Here is a 23,438-nt window from a genome sequence, read left to right as displayed (position 1 = left end):
AATTATAGAATTAACAAAATCAAGACCACCATAGAAAGCATCATTTGTATGATAAAAAAACGATTAACGATCTTACTTTCATGATAACCTATTTTTTGAAAATGATGGTGTAAAGGAGCCATCAGAAAGATTCTTTTTCCTATTCCATATTTTTTTTTGGAGAATCTAAAATAAAAAACTTGTACTATGACAGAAATATTTTCTATAAAAAAAATACCACATAGAATGGGTAGGATTAATTCTTTTCTAGTTATAATAGCTAATGTAGCTATTATTCCCCCTATAGTTAAACTCCCGGTGTCTCCCATAAAAATTTGCGCTGGATAGCTATTAAACCATAGAAATCCCATTAAGGATCCTAAAAAAGAAAAAGAGAATATCACAATCTCTCCTAGATCAGGAATATAGATAAAGTGAAGATAAGAAGAGAAAATTTTATTACTAGAAATTAAAGAGAACAAAGACAAGGTTCCCAAAATGATAGAAGAAACTCCAGCTGTTAAACCATCAATTCCATCTGTAAGATTAGCGCCATTGGACAATGAAGTAATAAAAAGAATGACGATAGGAATAAAAATAATCCAGGCATATTTTTTCCATTTCTCATTATGTAAAATATTAGCGTAATCAAATTCATTTCTAATAATAGGTAAGGTCGTTTTAAAACCATGTTTTTCTACTGTTACGGAATCAGGTGGTTTGACATATAAATTTTTGCACGAAATGGTCGTGATATTTTTATGAAAATACATTGTACTTCCGATAAAAATGCCTAAGATTATTTGACATGATATTTTCCAAATGGCACTAAGTCCATGTTTATTATATTTGATTTTGATGTAATCATCGATAAATCCAAGCCCCCCCATCCATAATGTGGTGATGATAAGAATAATTACATATACATTACTCAATGTAGAAAAAAAAATCGTAGGAATTAATGTGGAAACTATAATAATAACTCCTCCCATTGTTGGAGTTCCTTCTTTTTCTTTTTGTCCAGTAAGTCCAAGATCTCTGACCTGTTCTCCTATCCTGTTTTTTTTTTGATTCCATAAGATAATGACTTTATAAAAAAACAAGGCTATACAAATAGATAAAATGAAAGATACTCCAGCTCTAAAAAATAGCGGAAAAGAAAGACTGGAATTATTTAAAAAAACCATATGATCATATATCTAAGAAAATTCAGAAAATAAGGTTTTAGCAATTTTTATATCGTCAAAAGGATAACGTTTTCCTCGAATTTCTTGATAATTTTCGTGTCCTTTTCCTGCTATGACAATAATATCTTTTTCTCTGGCCATTCTAATGGCTGTTCGAATAGCTTCTTTTCTGTTAACGATAGTTAAAATATCCTCTTTCTCTTTATTTAGATAGGATCTAAAATTCTTCATATCTATTAATATTTTTTCTGGATCCTCTTCTCTAGGATTATCTGAGGTAAAAATAGATAAATCACATGTTTCATAAACTATTTTTCCCATTAAAGAACGTTTTTCTTTATCTCTATTTCCTCCACAACCTATTATACAAATTAATCTTCCCTCCTGTTTTTTTATTTCCTGAATGGCTTTTAAAAGGTTCTTAATTCCATCTGGATTGTGAGCGTAATCTACAATTATCCGAATTCCTGAATAGGATATAAATTGTTCAAAACGTCCTTTTATAGGTTGAATAGTATTTATTGTTTTCAAGATTTCCTCTTTTTTTTTTCCCAATAATATAGCTGTAGCGTAGCAAGCCAAAAGATTGGAAACATTAAATTCTCCAATTAAAAAAGTGAAAAATTTGTACCCATCAATTAGCAATTGGTTTCCATGGAGATGTTTTTTCAGGATTTTTATCCTGTAATCTGCTTTTTTTTTCAACCCATAAAAATAAGTTTTAGCCGAAACATGTCTTATGATTTTGTGTGAATTTGGATCATCAGAATTAATTAAGGCAAAAGCATTTTTAGGCAAAAAATTTTCAAAAAAAGATTTTTTAGTTGATAGATAATCTTCAAAAGATTTATGATAATCTAAATGATCATGGGTAATATTAGTCAATATACCCCCTGTAAATAATAACCCTGCAATTCTTTTTTGATGAATTCCATGTGAACTCACTTCCATAAATGCATATTTACATCCTTTTTGTATTGATAAATTTAAATATTTATTAATATCAACAATACTTGGGGTAGTATGTTTTGTAGGAAATTCCTGAGATAGAATTTGAATTCCCATGGTAGAAATAAGAATACTTTTTTCTCCCATTTTATAAAATAAATGGTGAAGCATAGTGGCCACAGATGTTTTTCCATTCGTTCCTGTAATGCCTACTAATTTTATTTTTTTTGTAGGATGATCATAAAAGTTAGAAGAAATAGTTCCTAAAGCATCCATCGAATTTTTTACAATTACATAGGTGATCTCTTTATGAAGGAGAACAGGTTTTTTTTCACAAACTACCGTATTAGCTCCTTTTTGTATAGCCTCCGTAATAAATTGATGTCCATCTGTTTTTTTTCCTTTTTTAGCAAAAAATATCGTATCTATTTCTACCAATTGAGAACATATAGAAATCCCTTTTATCCATTTTTTAAGATTTCCTATAATTTCTAATACATGTACTTTTTTTAGAAGATATTTTAATATTTTTTTCATTCTTCTAGTTTCAGAAATATAATTTGATTTTTTTTCAACTTATTTCCTGGTTTTACGGATTGAGTAATAACTTTTCCTATCCCTTGATATTGTATATTTAAACCTCTATTTTCCAAAATAGGAATAATGTCTTTTCCCGGAACAGAAATAATATTTGGCATAATCCCTTTATCAAAAAAATAGTTGAAAGAATAGTTGGTGGATTCTTTAATTTTTTTAATCCAATCAATATCCACTTTTTTTTTACAAAGTGTTTTCTTTCCTATTCTTGGATAGATAGATCTAGCTATTTGATCAAACACAGGAACGGCTACTTCTATTCCGTAATATCCTTTTTCTGGTCTTGAAATGACCACAATACAAGAATATTTTGGATTATTAGCAGGAAAATATCCTACAAAAGAACTATTGTAAGATAAAGGTTTTCCTTTTATCCAATAATCTAATTGTGTAGTTCCTGTTTTTCCTGCATAAGGATATTCTGGATGATAATATTTTTTTGCGGTTCCATTTTTTACGACTCCTTCTAACATATTCTGAATTTTTTTTAGAGATTCTTTTGCAGCTATAGAAGGATTCATAACAATAGGAGTTGTATATTTTTTGATACTTCTTCCATGGAATTTCATTTCTCTAATGAAAATAGGTTTAATCATTTTTCCTTGGTTGGCAATAGCGTTATAAAAAGTGAGAATTTGTAAAGGAGTTAGTTTTATATTATATCCAAAAGTCATCCATGGCAACGTAATACTACTCCAATTTTCTTTTCCAGGTTTTGGGATGAATGGCTGGCTTTCACCTGGAATGTCTATCCCTATTTTTTTATCTAATTTCCATTTGCACAAGTGTTCTACGAATTTTTTTGGATTTTCTTTGTAATTATCATAAATAATTTTTGCTATTCCTACGTTTGAAGAAAGTTCCAAAATCTGTTTTGGATTCATTTCTCCATATCCTTTGTAATGACTATCGCGGATTTTTTTTCCTCTCAATTTAAGAACTCCACCTTTAGTATTCACAATCATGTTGATGTCTATTTTTTTGTCTTCTAAAGCTGCAAGAATCGCCATGGTTTTGAAAGTAGATCCAGGTTCACTTCCTTCCCATACAGAGAAATTTCTTAAATCTTCATAAGTATTTTTTTTTGTTTTTTCCAGATTGATCATCGCCAAAATTTCTCCACTTTTGACCTCCATGAGAATGACACATCCGTGATCTGCATGAGAAATGGATAACTCTTGAAGTAGAGCATGATAAGCTATATCTTGTAAATAGATATCAATAGTCGAATAGACATCTTTTCCATCTTCTGGATCAATTTCATTTCCTGAATTTAAGGGTTTCCATATTTTAGAGCTAATACGTTGTTCTAATCGTTTTCCATCTTTTCCTTTAAGAAATTTACTATAAGCTCCTTCTAATCCAGCTTTTCCTCTATGATCATCGTATCCTAATGTTCTTTTTCCAATATTTTCTAGTATATGAACTCTGCATGTTTTCTTTTCTACGATAAAACCTCCTTTTATTTGTCCTTTATTAAAAATGGGAAAATTTCGTAATGCTTTTAAATGAGGATAATCTAAATTTTTGGCTAATAAGAAATATCTATTTCCCTTTTTTTTTTCGTATTGAAACTTTTTATAAAAAAAAGATCTTGGTTTTTTGAAAAAAGACTCCAAAGAATTGCACAACAAAGAAATATTTTCTTGAAATAATTTATCTGAGATAGATCTAAAATCAATATGAATATCATACCTAATGATAGACATAGCTAAAAGACTGTTATCTGCAGCATAAATATTTCCACGTTTCGCCTTAATTAAATTAGTTCTAATTGTTTTTTCTATAACAGATTTTTGGTATCCTTCTGAAGAATTTTGAATATGAAATAAATTAAAAATAATTAGTGCTGCAATAGAGATGAAAAAAAAACCAATCAAGTAAGATTTATATAATAAAATATATCTTTTTCTTTTCATCATTTTTTTCTTGTATCCATCTCTTTTTTTTCTTCTAAAATTAATTCGTATGGGGGTTCATCTAAATATTTTAACCCATTAATATTTACTAGTTTATTTAAAACAGATGCTAATTGCATTTGCATATATTTACTGTGTATATCTGCATATTCAGATTTCAATTCCTTTATTTCTTCACTAATTTTCGTTATTTTTCTAATTTTTCTATCCATCATGTGTGAACTAGTAATGCTGATTAAAGATAGAATAGTAATAAAAACAATAAAATTCCAACTACGATATGCATCTTTTTTCACTAAAAATTTTCCTTTCAGGATGTCTTTGATAGAAAAATTGGTTTTCATTTGATAGATGATTTATTTTATAGTTTTTCTGCAATTCTTAATCGAGCACTTCTGGATCTTGGATTATTGATAATATCTTGATACCTTGGTTGAATAACTTTTTTATGGATCATTTTAAATGGAAGTATATTATTCATTTTGTTCTTATGAACAACTCCTTTTTTAAAAAAAGATTTTGTGATCCGATCTTCTATGGAATGATATGAAATAATGGCAATTCTACCTCTTTGTAGAATAATCGTAGAAGATTCTAACAAAAGATTTTGTAAAACATGGATTTCATTATTGACTTCTATTCGTATAGATTGGAAAAGTCTAGAAAAAAATCTTTTCCTTTTTTTAAAAGATGTTTTTTTTCTAAAAAAAATCTTCACTAAATCCCATGTAGTGGTAATAGGTTTTTTTAAGCGTTCTTGTAATATTTTTTCAGCAATTATTATTGCATTTTTGAATTCTCCATATTTAGAAAATATATGAAATAATTCCTCTTTCGAATATCGATTAATAATATCTATAGCAGAATGAGTGGATTCTTGATTCATTCTCATATCCAAAATACAATTCAACTGATGAGAAAAACCCCTAATGGGGTTGTCTACTTGAGAAGAAGATAGGCCTAAATCGGCTAATATACCTGACACTTTTTCGATACGCAGTTTTTTCAATATTGGTTTTATGTGTATAAAATTCTTGTGAAATAAATGAAAACGTCTATCTCGTATGGGATTATTTTTTATGGCTTCTTTGTCCTGATCGAAAGCTATTAAAGATGCATTTTCATTTAATTTTTTTAGAATAGCAGAAGAATGTCCTCCACCACCAAATGTTACATCTACATAAATGCCATTTTTGTCCGTAACCAAATTATCTATACTTTCTTTTAAAAGAACTGGTTCATGGTAATAATTCATTTTTTATATTTTTTTTCCCATAGAAAACGAAATTATGCTTTATCCCCATATGTTTCACATAGAATTCTTAGAAATATTTAATTTTTAAAAAAAAAATTTTTTATTCAAAATGAAATTTAATTTAATAAAAACTGATCGTTTTTCTAAAGCGAGAGCAGGCGTATTGGAAACAGATCATGGAAAAATAGAAACCCCTATTTTTATGCCAGTAGCTTCAAAAGGAAGTGTAAAATCTATTCCAACACATGAACTATATGATATAGGATCGAAGATTCTCCTTGGAAATACTTATCATTTGTATTTCCGTCCTGGAATAAAAGTATTGCATCATGCAGGAGGACTTCACTCGTTTATGAATTGGAAAGAGTCTATCTTAACAGATAGTGGAGGTTTTCAAGTTTATTCTATGAGAAAATCTAATAAAATCACAGAAAATGGAGTCTTATTTAAATCTCTGATAAATGGTTCTTACCATTTTTTCTCTCCTGAAAAATCTATGGAAATTCAACGTTTGATAGGTGGTGATATGATTATGGCTTTTGATGATTTTCCTCCTTATCCCTGTAGTTATAAAGAAGCAGAATATTCTCTAGAAAAGACACATATTTGGTTAAGAAGATGTTATTCTTATTTAAAAGAAAATCCAGAAAAATATGATTATAAGCAAAGTTTTTTTCCTATCGTTCAAGGAAGTATTTATCCAGATTTGAGAAGATGTTCTGCAGAAAAGATTGCCTTATTGGAAGCTGAAGGAAATGCTATAGGTGGATTAAGTTTAGGAGAAACTAAAGAACAAACACAATCTATTACTGATATAGTCACGGATATTTTGCCTAAAGAAAAACCTAGATATTTAATGGGAGTAGGAAATCCTATAGATCTTTTAGAAGGAATAGCGCTTGGGATTGACATGTTCGATTGCGTACTTCCTACACGAAATGGACGTCATGGAATGTTATTTACCTGGAAAGGGGTTATGAATATCAAAAATAAAAAGTGGGAAAAAGATTTTTCCTGTTTGGATGAATATGGAAATTCTTATGTAGATAGATCCTATAGCAAATCTTATGTAAGACATCTTTTTTTTGCTAAAGAAAATTTAGCAAAACAAATTGCTTCTTTACACAATCTTTCTTTTTACTTCAATCTCATGAAAAAAGCCAGAACCAATCTTCTACAAGAAACCTTTTCTTCTTGGAAGAAATCAGTAATTTCTTTACTAAAAGAACGTTTATAAAATGAAAATACTAGACCGTTATATCATTCGTAATATTCTTTTTACCTTTATATTGATTACTATTCTATTACAGATCATCTCTGTTATTATAGATCTTTCTCAAAGAATGCATAGATTGGAAAACAATCAAGGATCCATCAAAGATGCTTTAATATATTATTATCCTTTTTGGTCCATATGGTTAGCCTATACATTTTCCCCGATTTCCGTTTTTTTATCAATTATTTTTTTTACATCTAGATTAAATAAATATTCAGAAATAAATGCTATTCTAGCAAGTGGGATTAGTTTTAAAAGGATAACGATCCCTTATTTAATTTCAGCTTCCATTATAGGAATGGGAGCCTTAATAATTAATTATTCTTTTTTACCCCTAGCTAATAAAATGAAAAACAAATTTCATTACCAATATCTATTAAGTTCAAGATACAAAAATCAATACGAAAACAATCAGACCATAAGTACCCAAATTTCAAATAATGAATATTTATTTATTCGAAATTTTTCCAGAAAGAAGAATATAGGAAAAGATTGTATATATCAAAAGTTCCATGGAAATAAATTGATATATCTTCTGAAGGCTAAAAACATATTTTGGTACAAAAAACATCGTATATATATCCTATCTAATTATAGCGAAACCTATCTAAATAAGAATAAGGATATTTTTTTCAAAGGAATTTATAAAATTCAAAATTTTTCTATGACTCCGGAAGAACTTTTACCAGAAGAATATATAGCAGAAACAATGACCATTTCTGAACTGAAAAAGTTTATTGATAGAGAAAAAAAGAGAGGAAATAGTAACATCAATACGCACTTAAATGAATATTATCAAAGAACGAGTTATCCTTTTTCTAATTTTATATTGACTCTTTTAGGATTATCTATCTCATCAAAAAGGGGGGGGACAGCCCATAATTTCATCATTGGAATAATATTGGCATTTACATATATTTTTTTTACAGAAATATCCAAAGTATACTCTACAAAAGATTATCTTCCTTCTTATTTATCTGTTTGGCTTCCAAATGGAATTTTCGGAATGATTACACTTTTTCTTTATTGGAATAGAAATCGTAATTAAATTAATTCATTTCAAATCCTGCTATATATACTTGACCATTTTGTTTAATAGATTTTATTGTCACATCTCCGGAGTATTGTTTTAAAACACGGTCTACATCATTAGGTTTTCTCATTTTTTCTCCATTAATAGATAAAATAATGTCTCCTTCTTCCATTCCTATAGCACTCAATCTACCTGTTCGGATTTCTTGGATTCTAATTCCATAATCAATCCCAAAATCTTTTTTCGACTCTTTTCCAAGAGTCGAAAAAGTGGCACCTAGTAATTCTGATGGAGTAATTTCCTCTTTTTTTCTAATTTTTGTCCTTCCTTGTGAATCTTTTAAAGTCACATTAAAAGATTTCATTTTTCCGTTTCGTATAATCTTCACTTTTACTTTTTCTCCCGGATATTTTGTTCCGACAATAACAGACAAATCTGCCACATTTTGAATGGGTCTTCCGTCTATACTTTTAATAATGTCTCCTTTTTTAAGACCTGCATCATAAGCTCCACTTTTTTCAAAAACTTCCCCGATTAAAAAACCCTGTTGTGGTTTGATATTTTTATGCATTTCATTATTATAAGCTTTCAAATATTCAGCTTTAGAAAGATCCATTCCTCTAACTCCTAAATAGGCTCTTTGTACGGTACCGTATTTTTTGATGTCCTGAATGACTTTTGCCACTAAATTAGAAGGAGCCGCAAAACTATATCCTATAAAATTTCCTGAATTTGAAGAGATTGCCGTATTAATTCCAATTAATTCTCCATTTGTGTTGACTAAGGCCCCTCCACTATTTCCCGGATTAACAGCTGCATCTGTTTGAAAAAAAGATTCTATAGCTGCTTGAGTTTCTCCTCTCAATATGCCTAAACTTCTATTTTTAGCACTTATGATACCTGCGGTCACAGTGGAGTTCAAATCAAAAGGATTTCCGATTGCTAAAACCCATTCTCCTACTTGTACTTTATTAGAATCAGAAAAATAAATAAAAGGTAAATTTTTTTCATTGATTTTTAATAAGGCTATATCCGTACTTGTATCTGTTCCAATTAATTTTGCCCTATAAGTTCTTTGATCACTAAGTGTCACTTCTATTTTATCTGCATCTTTTATGACATGATTATTAGTGACAATGTATCCATCAGGAGATACTAAAACTCCAGATCCATGAAGTCCTGGAATATCATTTTTTTGAGGAAATTTTCCTCTTTCTCCAAAATCATCAGGAAATCCGAAAAAAAAGTCAAATGGATCAAAATGTAATTTTTTGCTATATTTTTTAGAATAATTTTTGATATTGACTACCGCATGGATGGTCTTTTCTACAACTCTGGTAAAATCTGGTAATCCAGAAGAACTAACTAATGAGGATGGATTAGAAGAGGGGGGTTTTGTTTTTTCTATTCCATACAACGGAAATGGAAAGGCTTCTTCTTGAGCATATTTCTTGTATGCTGCAATAGTTATTACTGAACTAAAAATACTACTGGCAATAATATAAATAACTATTTTATTCATTTTGAGTTAAACTATTCTTATACAAATATATATAGTAAAAAGTAAATTTTATTCCAAAAATAATGCTAAATTCGTCTTATTTTTTTTTTGTATGTATGAAAATGGATTTTTTTAAGTACCAGGGGACAGGAAATGATTTTATTATACTAGATAATCGGAAAAAAAAAATCCCGGAAGAGGATCATTCTCTCTTTACAAGATTATGTGATAGACATTTTGGGATTGGAGCAGATGGGATTATTTTGATTAAAAATGATCCTTCTCGTGATTTTTACATGAAATATTATAATTCTGATGGAAAAGAAAGTACTATGTGTGGAAATGGAGGACGTTGTGCTATTGCCTTTTCAAAAAAACTAGGAATTACAAAAAAAAATAAAATCTATTTTAGAGCTATAGATGGAGATCATTGTGGAATTATTCAGGATCATGGATTAATTTCTTTAAATCTTATTGATCTAGAAATAGATATGATAAAAATATCCCAAAAATACGTCTTTTTGAATACTGGATCTCCACATCATGTTCTTTTCGTAAAGAACATAAAAGAAATAGACGTTTGCAAACAGGGAAGAAAAATTAGTAAAGGAGGTGTAAATGTAAATTTTGTAGAAATATCTGGAAAGAATACACTTCAAGTACGCACTTATGAAAGAGGTGTTGAAAATGAAACTTTATCCTGTGGAACAGGAATTACGGCTTCTGTTCTTGCTGCATATGAAACGGAAAAGATATCTCTCGATAAGGAAAAAAATGTGTCAATCTCCACCTTAGGAGGAAAATTGTGGGTATCATTTGAAAAAAAAAATAATCTATATAAAGAAATATATTTAACTGGTTCTGTTCAGTTTATATTTAAAGGATGGATCCATATTTAATGGAAAAAAATCATGAAAAATAAAAATCATTATTCAATCAACGAAGATTCTATAAAATTTCTTGGAAAATATTTAAATAGTTTTTCTCCAACAGGAGACGAAACTGAAGGACAAGAAATATGGAAAAGTTATATAAATCCTTATGTAGAAAAAATAGAAACGGATTTATATGGGACAGTTGTAGGAATATTAAATCCTAATAATTCTCCATACAAATTAATTATTGAAGCTCATGCCGATGAAATTTCTTGGTATGTAAATCATATAACAGAAGATGGAATTATCTATGTTTCCCGTAATGGAGGATCAGATCCTCAAATAGCTCCATCAAAAAGAGTGGTGATCCATACAGAAAAAGGGTTAGTACATGGAGTTTTTGGTTGGCCTGCCATTCATACAAGAAAATCTTCAGAGGAGAAAACTCCTAATGTGGATAATATATTTGTAGATATTGGAGCTTTTGATAGAAAAGAAGTAGAGAGAATGGGGGTTCATGTAGGTTGTGTCATCACTTATCCTGATGAATTTTTAATTATGAATCATAACTATTTTGTATGCAGATCGTTAGATAATAAAATAGGAGGATTTATAATTGCAGAAGTAGTAAAAAAAATAAGAGAATGTGGCCAAAATTTAAAATTTGGATTATATGTGGTGAATTCTGTTCAGGAAGAAGTAGGATTAAGAGGGGCTAAAATGATTTCTCAGGCTATAAAACCTCATATGGCTATCGTTACTGATGTAACCCATGATACTTCTACCCCTATGATGGATAAAAAAACACAAGGAGATATTAGATGTGGTTTAGGTCCTGTTGTGGGATATGCTCCTTCTATACAGAAAAATATTAGAGAATTTATTTTTCATACTGCTAAAAATAGGAAAATTCCTTTTCAACGTTTAGTTTCATCTAGATATACCGGAACAGATACGGATGCTTTTGCCTATTCTAATAAAGGAGTATCGTCTGCTTTGATATCTATTCCTCTTAAATATATGCATACTACAGTAGAAATGGTTCATAAAAAAGATGTAGAACAAGCTGTTCAATTAATTTTTGAAACTTTAAAAGGAATTAATTCTTCAAAAGAAAGATTTTTTATCGATTGAATCTAAAATGGATAATATCTCCATCTTGAACAAGATAATTTTTTCCTACCAAAAGCCTTTTTCCAGCTTTTTTTGCTTCTTCTTCTGATCCGGATTTTATAAAGTCTTTATAATGAAACACTTCTGCGCATATAAATCCTTTTTTAAAATCTGTATGAATGACAGAAGAAGCTTGATAAGCAGTCCAATGATTAGGAATAGACCAAGCACGGATTTCTTCTTTTCCTACTGTAAAAAAACTTTGTAAGTTTAATAATTTATAAGCATCTAAGATGAGCTTATTAATTTCTGATTTAAAAAAAATACTTTTTTGTTCTTTTTGATTCTTAGATTCGTTTTTTAACGATAAAACTATCATAGGAGATTTTTCTTCTTCCACTATTTTTTTTATATTTTTTAAATAGAGAGGATTATTGGAATCTTTTTCATCTATATTGCATACATAAAGAACAGGTTTAATGGTTAATAGATGTAAATCTTCTATGTACTTTTTTTCATTTTCTTTTAGTGGACACCTTCTTATATTTTTTCCTTTTTTTAGATGATCAATTATTTTTTTTAGTGTTTTTATCAAACATTTATGATTTTTTTTTGGTTTTTTATTAATTTTATTTAATTTATTTTCTAGGGTCTCTAGATCTTTAAACTGTAATTCTATATCAATAATTTCTTTATCCCTAATAGGGTTGATGGATCCTTCTACGTGAAGGACTTTAATATCTCTGAAACAACGTATCATATGAATAATAACATTTGTTTCACGAATATGAGATAGGAATTTATTTCCTAATCCTTCACCCTTATGTGAACCTTTAATTAATCCAGCAATATCCACTATTTGGATTTTTGATGGAACTATTTTCATAGGGTTAATGAATGTTTTTAATTCATACAATCTTTTATCTGGAACGTTTGTGATTCCATAATTAGGTTCTATAGTACAAAAAGGGAAGTTTTCTGATAAAACTTTAGAATTGGAAATAAGGTTAAATAGAGTTGATTTTCCTATATTTGGAAGACCAATAATTCCACATTTCATTGTATATTGATTTTTGTTTTTTTATATAGCAAAAAAATATTACTAATTTTTTTCAAAAATTAAAAATTTTTATTCTTAGATATGAAAAATGAAAAAAAGGAGATGCCGTTTTGGGAACATATTGAAGAGATAAGAAAACATTTAATTCATAGTGTGTGTGCAATGATAATTGCGACGATTATTTTAATGAATAATAAGAATGTTATATTTGATTATATTCTTTTTGGTCCAGCAAAAACGGATTTTATTACTTATCGATTCTTCCATAAATTAGGAAAAATATTTCACCGGAGTCATCATTCCTTTTATTTTTTTTCTCACAATTTGGAAATACAAAACAGACAAATATTTGGACAATTTAATATGTATATATGGACCTGTTTGATTGGAGGATTTATCTTATCTTTTCCTTATATATTTTATGAATTTTGGAAATTCATCAAACCCGCCCTTTCGGATGAAGAAAGAAAATATTCTAGAGGGATCATTATGATGGTGACATTTTTATTTATATTAGGAATTCTTTTCGGTTATTTCATTTTATGTCCATTTTTAATTCATTTTGGTTATACTTTTAGGATTAGTTCTTTTCCAAGAAATATATTTGATTTATCGGATTACATATCTTTGATCATGCATTCTATATTATCTATGGGAATCACTTTTTTGTTTCCAATTTTTATATACTTTCTTACTAAAATAGAATTGATCTCCTATCCTTTTTTAAAAAAATATAGAAAACATGCTTTTTTGATCTTATTAATTCTAGCTTCAGCAATTACTCCTGGAGATATTTTTAGCACCATAGTGGTTTTGATTCCTTTAATGATTCTTTATCAATTTAGTATCTATATTTCTTTTTATGTTTCTAAAAAGAAATAAAAAACCTCTTGAAGAGGTTTTTTACGAAGATTTTCGTATAGTTATTTCTACAAGTCTTCCTTTATTTCTTTTAACAGATTTTCCTAGTTTTCTTATTTCCATCCTAGATGGATTGATCCCTTTAGAAACTAAAGCTTCAAATACAGAATTTGCTCTTTTTATGGATAAAATTTTATTGTAAGAATGTTTTCCATAAGAATCTGTATACCCATTTATATAAAATTTTGAATGAGGAAGTTTTTTTGTCATAATTTCATATATTTCATCAATAATTTCTAATGATTTAGGAGATAAGGTAAATTTTCCTAAATCAAATAAAATAGGAGGAAAAAAAACACCATTAGGACATCCTTTGTTTTCTTTTTTTCCATATTTTTTCGGACATACATCTTCATGGTCTGGAATATTATCGGAATCTGTATCCGGACATCCTTTAAATTTTTTTAACCCAAATTTGTTAGGACATAAATCCTCTCTATCTAAAATTCCATCGTTGTCTAAGTCGTCTTCTTTGCAGCAAATTTTATTCTCAGAATTTTCCTCAATATTTTTTTCCTCTTTTTTTTCTATGATAGAAGGCAAATAAGAATTTTCTTGTTCTTTGATTTTCACTCTTTTTTTAGATTCCTTTTTATCTTTATCCGGATCAGGGTTATCTTCTCCTCCAAAACGATAAACGACCCCTATAGAATGTTCCCAAAAATTCAAATAATCTTTTGAATGAGAAGAAACTATGACTTGATTGTAATTGCTTTGAACGTTGACCCCAAAATTAGATACGATCCAAAAATTCATTCCAAATCCACCATCGAATAGAAAAAAATCTTTCTTATTCAATTTATAAATTTTTGATTCTGATATTCTTAACTTTCTATCTCGATAGTCAAACTGATGATAACCTGCTCCTAATTTTAAATAGGGGTCCAGCCAGTAATGAGGAAAAAAATAGAATTTTATTCCGGGATTTAATTTTACAAAAAAATTATCTATTATTTTCCATCTATGATTGTCGACCATCCCCAATGAAACGTTCAAATATCCCCCTATTTTTTTAGTTAGATTATGTCCTAATTCTATATTAGAAAACGGAGGATTTATACTATTATTTTTTTTCTGAAAAAAATCTTTGAAAGGAGAATTTATGGAATAATAGTTAATATCATTCGCTCCTATACGAATAAACCATTTTTTTTGAGAATGTTGAGAAAACCCAGATGAAAATAAAGCAAATAAAGCAATAATAAAAAAATTGACGTTTTTCATAAAACTATAATTTCTTTGAAATTAAACAAATATATATTATTATGTAATATGATGATATGATTTTAAACAGAATCTTTTATAAGGATCGTTGTAGCTCACGAAGAATATCTCTATTTCGAATGGATTCACGTTTATCATATATTTTTTTTCCCTTTGCCAAAAAAATTTGTACTTTTATATATCCTTTTTTACTAAAAAATAATTTAGTAGGAATCAGGGTCAATCCAGGTTCTTTCAGTTTTTTTTCTATTCTGATTAATTCTTTTTTGGTTAATAATAATTTTCTATCTCTTTTGCTTTCGTGATTCCAATTGGTTCCAAATTTATATTCAGCTATATACATGTTAATGGAATATAATTCTCCATTTTTTATTTGACAAAAACTATCCGTAATATTGGCTTTATTGAGTTTTATAGATTTTACTTCTGTTCCAAATAATTGAATTCCAGCTATATATTCTTCTATATATCTATACTGAAATCTAGCTTTTCTGTTTATAATACTCATAATTAATTATTACTTTTGTGAAAAAATAAAATTTTATAAAACTAAGAAAAAAATAAACAGTATGAATGTACGCAGACGTTATTTAAAGGACTTATGTTCTCAAGTGAGAAGAGACATCTTACGCATGGTAAATAACGCAAATTCTGGACATCCTGGTGGATCTTTAGGATGTACAGAATACTTTGTCGCTTTGTATCAAGAAATCATGCATTATGATCCTAAAAAGTTTACGATGGAAGGCTTAAATGAAGATCTTTTTTTTCTATCCAATGGACATATATCTCCTGTTTATTACAGTATATTAGCTCGTTCTGGTTTTTTTTCCATAAACGAATTATCTACTTTTAGAAAATTAAATTCTCGTTTACAAGGTCATCCTTCTACACATGGAAAACTTCCAGGAATACGAATTTCTTCAGGATCTTTAGGTCAAGGGATGTCAGTCGCCATTGGAGCTGCTCTATCCAAAAAAATTAGTAAAGACAATAATTGTGATATTTACAGCTTACATGGAGATGGAGAATTAAACGAAGGACAGATATGGGAAGCCGTTTTATACGCGGGGTCTAAACATATTGATAATTATATAGCTACTGTAGATTATAATGGACAACAAATAGATGGAACGACCGAGGAAGTTTTATCCCTTGGGAATTTGAAAGAAAAATTTCAATCTTTTGATTGGAAAGTTTTAGAAGAATTAGAAGGAAATAATCTTGATAAAGTGATTAATATTTTAAAAAAAGCAAAAAATGAGACGCGAAAAGGAAAACCAGTTTTAATTATCCTGTACACTCAAATGGGATATGGGGTAGATTTTATGGAAGGAAGTAATGCATGGCATGGAAAATCCCCTAATGAAAAAGAATTAGAAAAAGCGCTATCTCAACTTCCTGAAACTTTAGGAGATTTTCCAATAAGACAATAAAATATAAACGAATGTAAAGAAATTATGAAAATATATGAAAATAAAGGATTGAAAGAAACTAGAGCTGGATTTGGAGATGCTTTAACGTTTTTAGGAAGAACAAATACTAAAATAGTAGCCTTATGTGCTGATCTTACTAGTTCTCTATTTATGGATCAATTTTCTAAAGAATTTCCAGAACGATTTTTCCAAATAGGAATTGCTGAAGCTAATATGATCAACATTGCTGCTGGACTTAGCATTGGAAATTATATTCCTTTTGCTGGAACTTTCGCTAATTTTGCAACTTCCCGTGTATATGATCAGATACGTCAATCTATTGCTTATTCCTATAAAAATGTAAAAATATGCGCTTCTCACTCTGGTTTAACTTTGGGAGAAGATGGAGCGACACATCAAAGTTTGGAAGATATTGGAATGATGAAAATGTTGCCTGGAATGACTGTAATTAATACTTGTGATTATAATCAAACTTATGCAGCTACTTTAGCTATAGCCAATTATTTAGGACCGGTATATCTCCGTTTTGGTAGACCTTCTGTGCCAAATTTCACAAATGAAAATCAAATATTTCAAATAGGAAAAGCCCTTCTTTTAACGGAAGGAAAAGATGTGACTATTGTTAGTACAGGTCATCTAGTATGGGAATCCTTGGAAGCGGCTAGAATTTTACATGAAAAAAAAAGAATTTCTTGTGAAGTAATTAATGTTCACACTATAAAACCATTAGATGAAAAAACCATTTTAAATTCTGTAGATAAAACAAAATGTATTGTGACTGCAGAAGAACATAATTATTGGGGAGGGCTAGGAGAGAGTATTGCTAGAATTTTGACTACTAAAAGGCTTTCTATCCCTCAAAATATAGTTGCAGTGAATGACACTTTTGGAGAGAGTGGAAAACCAATAGAGTTATTAAAGAAATATAAAATAGATCGTGATTCTATCATAGATCATGTTAAAATTTTACTGAAAAAAAAAAGTAATCAAGAAAAGAAATAATTTGGAAATAAAAAATCTGCAAAAATTAGTTCATAATTGGATAAAAAATCATGGCATACGTTATTTTGACGTATTAACTAACACTATTCTTTTATCCGAAGAGGTGGGGGAAGTTTCTAGAATTATTGCTAGAAATTATGGAGAACAATCCTACAAGAAATATTCAAAAAAAGAGGATCTTGGAGAAGAATTAGCAGATGTATTGTTTGTTTTATTTTGTCTAGCTAATCAAACTGGAATTGACTTGGAAAAATCTTTTAACAATAAATTAAAAAAAAAGAAAATAAGAGATCATGAAAGACACCAGAATAATGAAAAACTAAAATAATATGTCTTCTTACATTAATATTCATAAAAAACAGAACTCTCTATATGGTTCTGTCTCAATAACGGGATCGAAAAGTGTATCTAATCGTCTTTTAATTTTAAAGGCCATTTATACGGATGATATTCAGATTGAAAATCTTTCCAATAGTGAAGATACTCAAATTTTAAAAAAAAATTTAAATAGTGCTTCTAACATTATGGATATTCACCATGCTGGAACTGCCATGCGTTTTTTAACTTCCTATTTATCTGTACAGGAAGGAAAAGAAGTTATATTGACCGGATCCAATAGAATGAAAGAAAGGCCTATTTCCGTACTTGTAGAAGCTTTGAAAAAATTAGGATCGGAAATTATCTATTTGGAAAAAGTAGGGTATCCACCAATAAAAATTTTTGGAAAGAAAATTTTTGGAGGAGAAATAGATATTAATGCGAAAATTAGTAGCCAATATATTAGTTCTTTGATGTTAATAGCTAGTACATTTCAAATGGGGCTTAAAATATATTTAAAAGAAAAAATCACATCTATTCCATATATAAAAATGACCTTTGATTTGTTAATTTTAGCAGGAATAAAAGCTTTTTGGAAAGATAAAATTATTCATATTTATCCAGGAAAAGAAACAGGAAAAAAATATTTTTCTATAGAATCCGACTGGAGTTCTGCTTCTTACTATTACTCTATGGTGACCATCGCGAAAAAAAGTCATATTACTTTGAGCTCCTATAAAAATGAAAGTTTACAAGGAGATAGAGAAGTATCATCTATATATGAAAAATATTTTGGAATATCTACAATTTTTGACAAAAAAAATAGAATTACACTGAATAAAAGGTTTAATTTTATTCCACCAAGGATCATCCATTTAGATTTAAATAAAACTCCAGATCTAGTGCAAACCATTGTGGTAACTTGTTCCGCTCTTGGGATAAAATGCCACTTAAAAGGTTTAGAAACCTTAAAAATTAAAGAAACGGATCGGTTGCGAGCATTAAAAAATGAATTATTCAAATTTGGGATAAAAATAAAAATTACCAATTCCTGTTTAGAAATAACAGATTTTTTTCAGAAAAAAATCAATTCAAAGATTATAAAAACTTATCAAGACCACAGAATGGCGATGTCTTTTTCTCCGTTTGGATTATTGTATCCTATACAAATAGAGGATCCAAATGTAGTAGAAAAATCATATCCTGATTTTTGGAAAGATTTAAAGTATTTAGGTTTTTCAATTGATTATTATGAGGAATAAAGAATTCTCCTTGCTGTAATAAATCGATTATTCCAATATTTTTGATAAAATGGGGAAATGGTCACTCCATTTGATGTAGATGCATGAATAAAGAATATGTTATGAGTATCTACATGTATAACCATTCCTACATGATTAATTTTTCTTTTAGAAGTACCTGTAGCAAAAAATAATAGATCTCCTTTTTCTATGGATTTTTTTGGAACGAAGTAACCTTTTTTAGCTTGATTAGAAGTTATACGTGGTAATGAAATCTTATGAGTAGCGAAAACCTTTTTGATGAAAGCAGAACAATCGATTCCATATTGAGTATTTCCCCCATATTTGTACGGAGTATACATATAATCTTTCGCTTTTTCAATAATAGAATTATTAATCATTTGAAGAGAATTTTTTTTATTGTATGAGTGATTTCTCTTCTTTCTGAAGAAAATTCTTTCATATTTTTTTTTGTATTTCATATCTCCATATAGTAATGGAATAGAAAAAAAATGAGAATAAAATATAATAAATAAAAGAATTTTAGAATTTATGATCAGGAGAATTTTTGTTTTTTTTTCCTTTTTCAAAAGAAATTCTAATAAATTAAGAGATGATTAAATGTAAGTAAAATACTTGTATTAAATATAAAAAAAATTTAATTTGTATTCGTATAAGTATTTTTTTAAGGCCCATTCGTCTATTGGTTAGGACGTCAGGTTTTCATCCTGGAAAGAGGGGTTCGATTCCCCTATGGGCTATAACGAATAACGAGATTATTTTATGGCAAATCATTTATCAGCTTTAAAAAGAATTAGACAAAATCATACCAGGCGTTTTCGTAATAAATATGTATATAAGAGTACAAGAACAGCTATCAAAAAATTCATGAAAGAAAAAAAAAAGGAACAATACCCCAAGGTGATTTCTATGATAGATAAATTAGCCAAAAAAAACATTATACATATGAATAAAGCAGCAAGATTAAAAAATAAATTAAAAACATTTAAGGATTAGATTAATATGTATGTTTTTGTCTAATAAAAAGATAGAATGTTTTTTGAAATTTCATTTTTATATAGCTTTTTTAGTGATTCTTTTTTTTATCATAGGATCTATATATATACTGTATGTAAAAATAAAAGGAAATTCTTTTTTTTTAGATAAAATTTTTTTTTTTATGGCCATCATCATGTCTGTTCAAATTTTTATAGGTTTTTTGTTGATAAGTTCATTTTTTTTAAAGAATATTTCAGTTCTAGAAATCCTGAAACAAAAAAATCAACGATATCAACTTATCGAACATCCGATAATGATGATGATTGGTTTTTTTTTATTTATTTTATCTTATATAGAATTTAAGAAAAAAGGAAAAATTACTAAAAAATCCGCATGGTTATTTTTTTTATCTCTATTTATTATTTTTATTCGTTTTCCGTTTCATTTATTGATTTAATAATCCTAAAAAAATGGGAATAAGTTCATGTTCTCCGATAGGAATATTTGATTCTGGAATCGGTGGACTCCTTATAGCAAAAGAAATTAAAAATTATATGCCTAATGAATGTATAATTTATTTTGGAGATACTAAAAACATGCCTTACGGAAATAAGTCTAAAGACTTTATTAGAAATCATTCTATGAAAATAGCATCTTTTCTTTATGAAAAAAAATGTAAAGCTATAGTAATAGCTTGTAATTCTATAGTTTCTAATGCTTTAGATGTCATACAAGAAAAATTTTTGAAAAAAATATTAATATTCAATGTGATAGAACCTATAGTCAAAAATAAAGTGTTAATTTCTTCTAAAAAAATAGGAATTATGGCTACTCCTGCTACAATTCATTCTAACTTTTATCAAAGAAACATTAAAAAATATTGTCCACATTTAGATATTGTTCAAATATCTACGCCTTTATTAGCTACAATTATTGAAAATGGATTTGAAAAAAAAAAGATAAATTTTCTTATAAGAAACTATTTTCAATCAATAGAAATAGATACGTTATTATTGGCATGTACACATTATCTATTTTTGAAAAAAGAAATAGATAATTTTTTCCATGGAAAAGTTCGTTTAATTGATATTCAAAAAATTGTAGTTCAGGAAATCAAAAAAAAATTATATGAAAATAATTTATTGTGCCTTCATTCAAAAGGGAATAATCATTCAATTTTTTATACATCTAGTTCTATTTCTCCGTTTTTTAACGAACAAATTAAAATTCTTTTTGGAAAACTTGTGAAGAGACATATTTTTAATTTTTTCTAATTTGCGCATCTATTACGGATAAAGTGGATAGATTCACTATTTCTTCTATGTTGGATTGCATTTGCATAACGTGTGCTGGTTTTCGCATTCCTAGCATCACAGGACCAATGGTTTGAATGTTTCCTAACCCTCTAATAAATTTATAAGTTAGATTTCCTGATTCTAGATTTGGAAAAATAAAAATATTTGCTCTTTTTTTAACAAGTTTTGAAAAAGGAAATTTACTGGCTAATAAAAATTCGTTCAAAGCAAAATCAGGTTGTAACTCTCCATCTACTATTAGGTCTGGATATTTTTTATGTAGAAAAGCAACAGTTTGAGAGACTTTAGAAGAAGTTTTAGAATTCGATGAAAAATTTTGAAAGGATAACATCGCTATATGGGGTTCTATATCAAAACCTTGAACAACCTGAGACGCCATTAGAGCAATTCTAGCTAGTTCTTCACTATTTGGATTTGGAATGACCGCCGTATCTGCTAAAAATAAAGGACCACGTTTTGTTAACAAAATCATCATTCCTGCTGTTTTATGAACTGACTCAGCTCTTCCAATAACTTCTAACATAGGTCGTAAACTTAATGAAAAACTCCTAGAATATCCTGTAATTACTGCATCTGCTTCCCCTTGATCAACCATCATGGCTCCAAAGTGATCATTGGTTCGCATGCGAATTTTTGCATCGTATAGAGTTAATCCTTTTCTATTTCTTCTTTTCCAAAGAATGTTAGCGTAGTATTCTAATTTTTCTCTATTTTTTTCTTTTTCAGGATCTATAATAATTAATTCTACATCCAAATTATTTTCATGCATTAAACATTTTATACGATCTTCGTTTCCTAAAACAATGGGAATAGAAACTATTCCTTCTTCACTTAAAATCTGAACGGATTTCAGAACGTCATATTCTTCTCCATTGCAAAAAACTACCTTTTTCGGATTGGTACGTGCTCTATTTTGAATCATTCTAAGCATTTTACTTTCGTACCCCATTCTGTCGAGTAACTTTTCTTTATAGATTTTCCAATTTAAAATAGGATTTCTCGCTACTCCAGAATCCATAGCTGCTTTAGCGACTGCTGGCGCTACACGAGTAATCAGACGATTGTCAAAAGGTTTGGGAATAATATATTCTTTTCCAAAAAAAATATTTTTTTTATTATAAACAATATTTACTTGTTCTGGAACAGGTTCCTTTGCCAATGCAGCAATAGCATGAACAGCTGCTAATTTCATTTCATCGTTGATCATACTAGCTTGTACATCCAAAGCTCCTCTAAAAATATAAGGAAATCCTAGTACATTATTTACTTGATTGGGATAATCACTTCTTCCAGTAGCTACAATAACATCTGGACGGATTTTTACAGCTAAGTTATAATCAATTTCTGGATCAGGATTTGCCATAGCAAATACAATCGGATCTTTAGCCATACTTTTTAACATTTCTGGAGTTAATATTCCCCCTATGGATAAACCTATAAAAACATCGGCATTTTTAATAGCTTCTTCTAAATTATGAATCAAAGAAGTGTTTACAACAAATTCTTTCTTTTCTGGATTCAAGTCTGTTCGTGAAACATGTAACAATCCTTTGCTATCAAACATAAGAATATTTTCAGGTTTTACTCCAAGTTGTTTATAAGTCCTTGTGCACGAAATAGCTGCTGCCCCTGCTCCACTAACTACCATTTTTATATCTTGAATATTTTTTCTAACATAAGTGATTGCATTAAGTAATGCAGCTCCTGAAATAATAGCCGTTCCATGTTGATCATCATGCATAACTGGAATATTTAGTTCATATTTTAATTTTCGTTCAATTTCAAATGCTTCTGGAGCTTTTATATCTTCTAAATTGATTCCTCCAAAAGTTGGAGCTATAGCTTTGACCACGTTGATGAATTTCTCTGGATCAGATTCATCGATTTCTATGTCAAATACATCAATTCCAGAAAATATTTTAAATAAAAGTGCTTTTCCTTCCATCACAGGTTTAGAAGCTAAAGCTCCTATATTTCCAAGACCTAGAACAGCGCTTCCATTAGTAATAACAGCTACAAGATTTCCTTTGGAGGTGTATTTATAGACATCTATAGATGAACGAGCTATTTCTTTGCAAGGTTCCGCAACTCCTGGTGAATACGCTAGGGATAAATCTCTTTGACTACTATATTTTTTTGTGGGAGAAATTTTAATTTTTCCAGAAGGAAATTGACTATGATAGTTTAAAGATTCTTCACGAAGACTATTTATGTTTTTTCTCATTATGCTAAATATCT

General features: G+C 28.7%; 23 protein-coding genes and 1 tRNA gene. 13 read left to right on the top strand and 11 right to left on the bottom strand.

What is annotated here, in order from left to right; genetic code table 11:
* Positions 1-2 precede the first annotated feature (2 nt).
* Genes mraY through rsmH form a run of 5 tightly spaced genes read right to left on the bottom strand, consistent with a single transcriptional unit; the run spans position 3 to position 5,885 of the window.
* Positions 3-1,166, bottom strand: coding sequence for a phospho-N-acetylmuramoyl-pentapeptide-transferase (mraY, locus tag H0H45_RS01265; protein ID WP_238785243.1), 1,164 nt, complete (start codon positions 1,164-1,166; stop codon positions 3-5).
* A gap of 12 nt (positions 1,167-1,178) precedes the next feature.
* Entirely contained in the window at positions 1,179-2,651 is a 1,473-nt protein-coding gene (locus H0H45_RS01260; RefSeq protein ID WP_185866800.1) for a UDP-N-acetylmuramoyl-L-alanyl-D-glutamate--2,6-diaminopimelate ligase, read from the bottom strand.
* Positions 2,648-4,633 carry a penicillin-binding protein gene (locus tag H0H45_RS01255; protein ID WP_185866799.1) on the bottom strand — a complete coding sequence of 662 codons (1,986 nt, stop codon included), beginning with the start codon at positions 4,631-4,633 and terminating at the stop codon, positions 2,648-2,650. The genes H0H45_RS01260 and H0H45_RS01255 overlap by 4 nt, the downstream gene beginning before the upstream one ends.
* Positions 4,630-4,974 carry an FtsL-like putative cell division protein gene (locus H0H45_RS01250; RefSeq protein ID WP_185866798.1) on the bottom strand — a complete coding sequence of 115 codons (345 nt, stop codon included), beginning with the start codon at positions 4,972-4,974 and terminating at the stop codon, positions 4,630-4,632. The genes H0H45_RS01255 and H0H45_RS01250 overlap by 4 nt, the downstream gene beginning before the upstream one ends.
* Before the next feature lie 17 nt (positions 4,975-4,991).
* Complete coding sequence (gene rsmH / locus H0H45_RS01245; RefSeq protein ID WP_185866797.1) at positions 4,992-5,885, bottom strand: 16S rRNA (cytosine(1402)-N(4))-methyltransferase RsmH; 894 nt, start codon at positions 5,883-5,885, stop codon at positions 4,992-4,994.
* 109 nt (positions 5,886-5,994) lie between these two features.
* Between rsmH and tgt the strand changes: the two genes are divergently transcribed.
* Both tgt and H0H45_RS01235 read left to right on the top strand, forming a co-directional pair.
* Complete coding sequence (tgt, locus tag H0H45_RS01240) at positions 5,995-7,122, top strand: tRNA guanosine(34) transglycosylase Tgt (RefSeq protein WP_185866796.1); 1,128 nt, start codon at positions 5,995-5,997, stop codon at positions 7,120-7,122.
* A 1-nt stretch (position 7,123) separates the two neighbouring features.
* Entirely contained in the window at positions 7,124-8,209 is a 1,086-nt protein-coding gene (locus H0H45_RS01235) for an LptF/LptG family permease (RefSeq protein WP_185866795.1), read from the top strand.
* Between the two features lies 1 nt (position 8,210).
* Here H0H45_RS01235 and H0H45_RS01230 read toward each other — a convergent pair whose 3' ends face one another.
* Positions 8,211-9,716 carry a Do family serine endopeptidase gene (locus H0H45_RS01230; RefSeq protein WP_185866794.1) on the bottom strand — a complete coding sequence of 502 codons (1,506 nt, stop codon included), beginning with the start codon at positions 9,714-9,716 and terminating at the stop codon, positions 8,211-8,213.
* Between the two features lie 95 nt (positions 9,717-9,811).
* On the opposite strand from H0H45_RS01230, the gene dapF reads away from it, so the two are divergent.
* Together dapF and H0H45_RS01220 are read left to right on the top strand one after the other, a co-directional pair.
* Positions 9,812-10,594 carry a diaminopimelate epimerase gene (dapF, locus tag H0H45_RS01225; RefSeq protein ID WP_185866793.1) on the top strand — a complete coding sequence of 261 codons (783 nt, stop codon included), beginning with the start codon at positions 9,812-9,814 and terminating at the stop codon, positions 10,592-10,594.
* 12 nt (positions 10,595-10,606) lie between these two features.
* Positions 10,607-11,704, top strand: a complete 1,098-nt coding sequence (locus H0H45_RS01220) for a M42 family metallopeptidase (RefSeq protein ID WP_185866792.1) — start codon at positions 10,607-10,609, stop codon at positions 11,702-11,704.
* On the opposite strand, the gene ychF is transcribed toward H0H45_RS01220, so the two are convergent.
* Positions 11,694-12,743 carry a redox-regulated ATPase YchF gene (ychF, locus tag H0H45_RS01215; protein ID WP_185866791.1) on the bottom strand — a complete coding sequence of 350 codons (1,050 nt, stop codon included), beginning with the start codon at positions 12,741-12,743 and terminating at the stop codon, positions 11,694-11,696. The two genes, H0H45_RS01220 and ychF, sit on opposite strands and share 11 nt — an antisense overlap.
* An 81-nt stretch (positions 12,744-12,824) precedes the next feature.
* On the opposite strand from ychF, the gene tatC reads away from it, so the two are divergent.
* On the top strand, positions 12,825-13,625 hold the full coding sequence (gene tatC / locus H0H45_RS01210; protein ID WP_185866790.1) for a twin-arginine translocase subunit TatC: 801 nt from the start codon (positions 12,825-12,827) through the stop codon (positions 13,623-13,625).
* Between the two features lie 21 nt (positions 13,626-13,646).
* On the opposite strand, the gene H0H45_RS01205 is transcribed toward tatC, so the two are convergent.
* Together H0H45_RS01205 and smpB are read right to left on the bottom strand one after the other, a co-directional pair.
* Positions 13,647-14,888 (bottom strand): OmpA family protein, encoded by a 1,242-nt coding sequence (locus H0H45_RS01205; RefSeq protein WP_185866789.1) that lies wholly within the window; start codon positions 14,886-14,888, stop codon positions 13,647-13,649.
* A gap of 76 nt (positions 14,889-14,964) precedes the next feature.
* Positions 14,965-15,396: an SsrA-binding protein SmpB gene (gene smpB / locus H0H45_RS01200; protein WP_185866788.1), complete on the bottom strand. Its 432-nt coding sequence runs from the start codon at positions 15,394-15,396 to the stop codon at positions 14,965-14,967.
* A 61-nt stretch (positions 15,397-15,457) separates the two neighbouring features.
* Here smpB and H0H45_RS01195 point away from each other — a divergent pair, with 61 nt between their 5' ends.
* From H0H45_RS01195 to H0H45_RS01180, 4 genes are read left to right on the top strand one after another with little or no spacing between them, the layout of a single operon-like run.
* Positions 15,458-16,324 (top strand): transketolase, encoded by an 867-nt coding sequence (locus H0H45_RS01195; protein WP_185866787.1) that lies wholly within the window; start codon positions 15,458-15,460, stop codon positions 16,322-16,324.
* Between the two features lie 24 nt (positions 16,325-16,348).
* A complete protein-coding gene (locus H0H45_RS01190) occupies positions 16,349-17,326 on the top strand; it encodes a transketolase family protein (protein WP_185866786.1) in 978 nt (325 codons plus the stop codon).
* Position 17,327: 1 nt separating this feature from the next.
* Positions 17,328-17,654, top strand: a complete 327-nt coding sequence (locus H0H45_RS01185) for a MazG nucleotide pyrophosphohydrolase domain-containing protein (RefSeq protein ID WP_185866785.1) — start codon at positions 17,328-17,330, stop codon at positions 17,652-17,654.
* A gap of 1 nt (position 17,655) precedes the next feature.
* Entirely contained in the window at positions 17,656-18,906 is a 1,251-nt protein-coding gene (locus H0H45_RS01180) for a 3-phosphoshikimate 1-carboxyvinyltransferase (protein ID WP_185866784.1), read from the top strand.
* Here the strand turns inward: H0H45_RS01180 and H0H45_RS01175 are convergent.
* Entirely contained in the window at positions 18,894-19,475 is a 582-nt protein-coding gene (locus H0H45_RS01175) for a C40 family peptidase (RefSeq protein ID WP_238785242.1), read from the bottom strand. The genes H0H45_RS01180 and H0H45_RS01175 overlap by 13 nt on opposite strands.
* A 99-nt stretch (positions 19,476-19,574) precedes the next feature.
* On the opposite strand from H0H45_RS01175, the gene H0H45_RS01170 reads away from it, so the two are divergent.
* From H0H45_RS01170 to murI, 4 genes are all read left to right on the top strand, one after another.
* Positions 19,575-19,646, top strand: a tRNA-Glu gene (locus H0H45_RS01170).
* Positions 19,647-19,668: 22 nt separating this feature from the next.
* On the top strand, positions 19,669-19,902 hold the full coding sequence (gene rpsT / locus H0H45_RS01165) for a 30S ribosomal protein S20 (protein WP_185866783.1): 234 nt from the start codon (positions 19,669-19,671) through the stop codon (positions 19,900-19,902).
* A gap of 43 nt (positions 19,903-19,945) precedes the next feature.
* Positions 19,946-20,341 carry a hypothetical protein gene (locus H0H45_RS01160; RefSeq protein ID WP_238785240.1) on the top strand — a complete coding sequence of 132 codons (396 nt, stop codon included), beginning with the start codon at positions 19,946-19,948 and terminating at the stop codon, positions 20,339-20,341.
* Positions 20,342-20,354: 13 nt separating this feature from the next.
* Positions 20,355-21,158 carry a glutamate racemase gene (gene murI, locus H0H45_RS01155; protein ID WP_185866781.1) on the top strand — a complete coding sequence of 268 codons (804 nt, stop codon included), beginning with the start codon at positions 20,355-20,357 and terminating at the stop codon, positions 21,156-21,158.
* On the opposite strand, the gene H0H45_RS01150 is transcribed toward murI, so the two are convergent.
* Complete coding sequence (locus H0H45_RS01150) at positions 21,145-23,424, bottom strand: NADP-dependent malic enzyme (protein ID WP_185866780.1); 2,280 nt, start codon at positions 23,422-23,424, stop codon at positions 21,145-21,147. The two genes, murI and H0H45_RS01150, sit on opposite strands and share 14 nt — an antisense overlap.
* Positions 23,425-23,438: the final 14 nt, after the last annotated feature.

Source organism: Blattabacterium cuenoti, assembly GCF_014252095.1.
Taxonomy (GTDB): domain Bacteria; phylum Bacteroidota; class Bacteroidia; order Flavobacteriales; family Blattabacteriaceae; genus Blattabacterium; species Blattabacterium cuenoti_F.
Note: the sequence above shows the minus strand (reverse complement) of the source record. Positions and strands in the feature narration are given on the sequence as shown.

Coding starts and splice junctions, on each gene's coding strand:
- mraY (WP_238785243.1), bottom strand. CDS start 1,166: ATGGTTTTTTTAAATAATTCCAGTCTTTCTTTTCCGCTATTTTTTAGA.
- H0H45_RS01260 (WP_185866800.1), bottom strand. CDS start 2,651: ATGAAAAAAATATTAAAATATCTTCTAAAAAAAGTACATGTATTAGAA.
- H0H45_RS01255 (WP_185866799.1), bottom strand. CDS start 4,633: ATGATGAAAAGAAAAAGATATATTTTATTATATAAATCTTACTTGATT.
- H0H45_RS01250 (WP_185866798.1), bottom strand. CDS start 4,974: ATGAAAACCAATTTTTCTATCAAAGACATCCTGAAAGGAAAATTTTTA.
- rsmH (WP_185866797.1), bottom strand. CDS start 5,885: ATGAATTATTACCATGAACCAGTTCTTTTAAAAGAAAGTATAGATAAT.
- tgt (WP_185866796.1), top strand. CDS start 5,995: ATGAAATTTAATTTAATAAAAACTGATCGTTTTTCTAAAGCGAGAGCA.
- H0H45_RS01235 (WP_185866795.1), top strand. CDS start 7,124: ATGAAAATACTAGACCGTTATATCATTCGTAATATTCTTTTTACCTTT.
- H0H45_RS01230 (WP_185866794.1), bottom strand. CDS start 9,716: ATGAATAAAATAGTTATTTATATTATTGCCAGTAGTATTTTTAGTTCA.
- dapF (WP_185866793.1), top strand. CDS start 9,812: ATGAAAATGGATTTTTTTAAGTACCAGGGGACAGGAAATGATTTTATT.
- H0H45_RS01220 (WP_185866792.1), top strand. CDS start 10,607: ATGAAAAATAAAAATCATTATTCAATCAACGAAGATTCTATAAAATTT.
- ychF (WP_185866791.1), bottom strand. CDS start 12,743: ATGAAATGTGGAATTATTGGTCTTCCAAATATAGGAAAATCAACTCTA.
- tatC (WP_185866790.1), top strand. CDS start 12,825: ATGAAAAATGAAAAAAAGGAGATGCCGTTTTGGGAACATATTGAAGAG.
- H0H45_RS01205 (WP_185866789.1), bottom strand. CDS start 14,888: ATGAAAAACGTCAATTTTTTTATTATTGCTTTATTTGCTTTATTTTCA.
- smpB (WP_185866788.1), bottom strand. CDS start 15,396: ATGAGTATTATAAACAGAAAAGCTAGATTTCAGTATAGATATATAGAA.
- H0H45_RS01195 (WP_185866787.1), top strand. CDS start 15,458: ATGAATGTACGCAGACGTTATTTAAAGGACTTATGTTCTCAAGTGAGA.
- H0H45_RS01190 (WP_185866786.1), top strand. CDS start 16,349: ATGAAAATATATGAAAATAAAGGATTGAAAGAAACTAGAGCTGGATTT.
- H0H45_RS01180 (WP_185866784.1), top strand. CDS start 17,656: ATGTCTTCTTACATTAATATTCATAAAAAACAGAACTCTCTATATGGT.
- rpsT (WP_185866783.1), top strand. CDS start 19,669: ATGGCAAATCATTTATCAGCTTTAAAAAGAATTAGACAAAATCATACC.
- murI (WP_185866781.1), top strand. CDS start 20,355: ATGGGAATAAGTTCATGTTCTCCGATAGGAATATTTGATTCTGGAATC.
- H0H45_RS01150 (WP_185866780.1), bottom strand. CDS start 23,424: ATGAGAAAAAACATAAATAGTCTTCGTGAAGAATCTTTAAACTATCAT.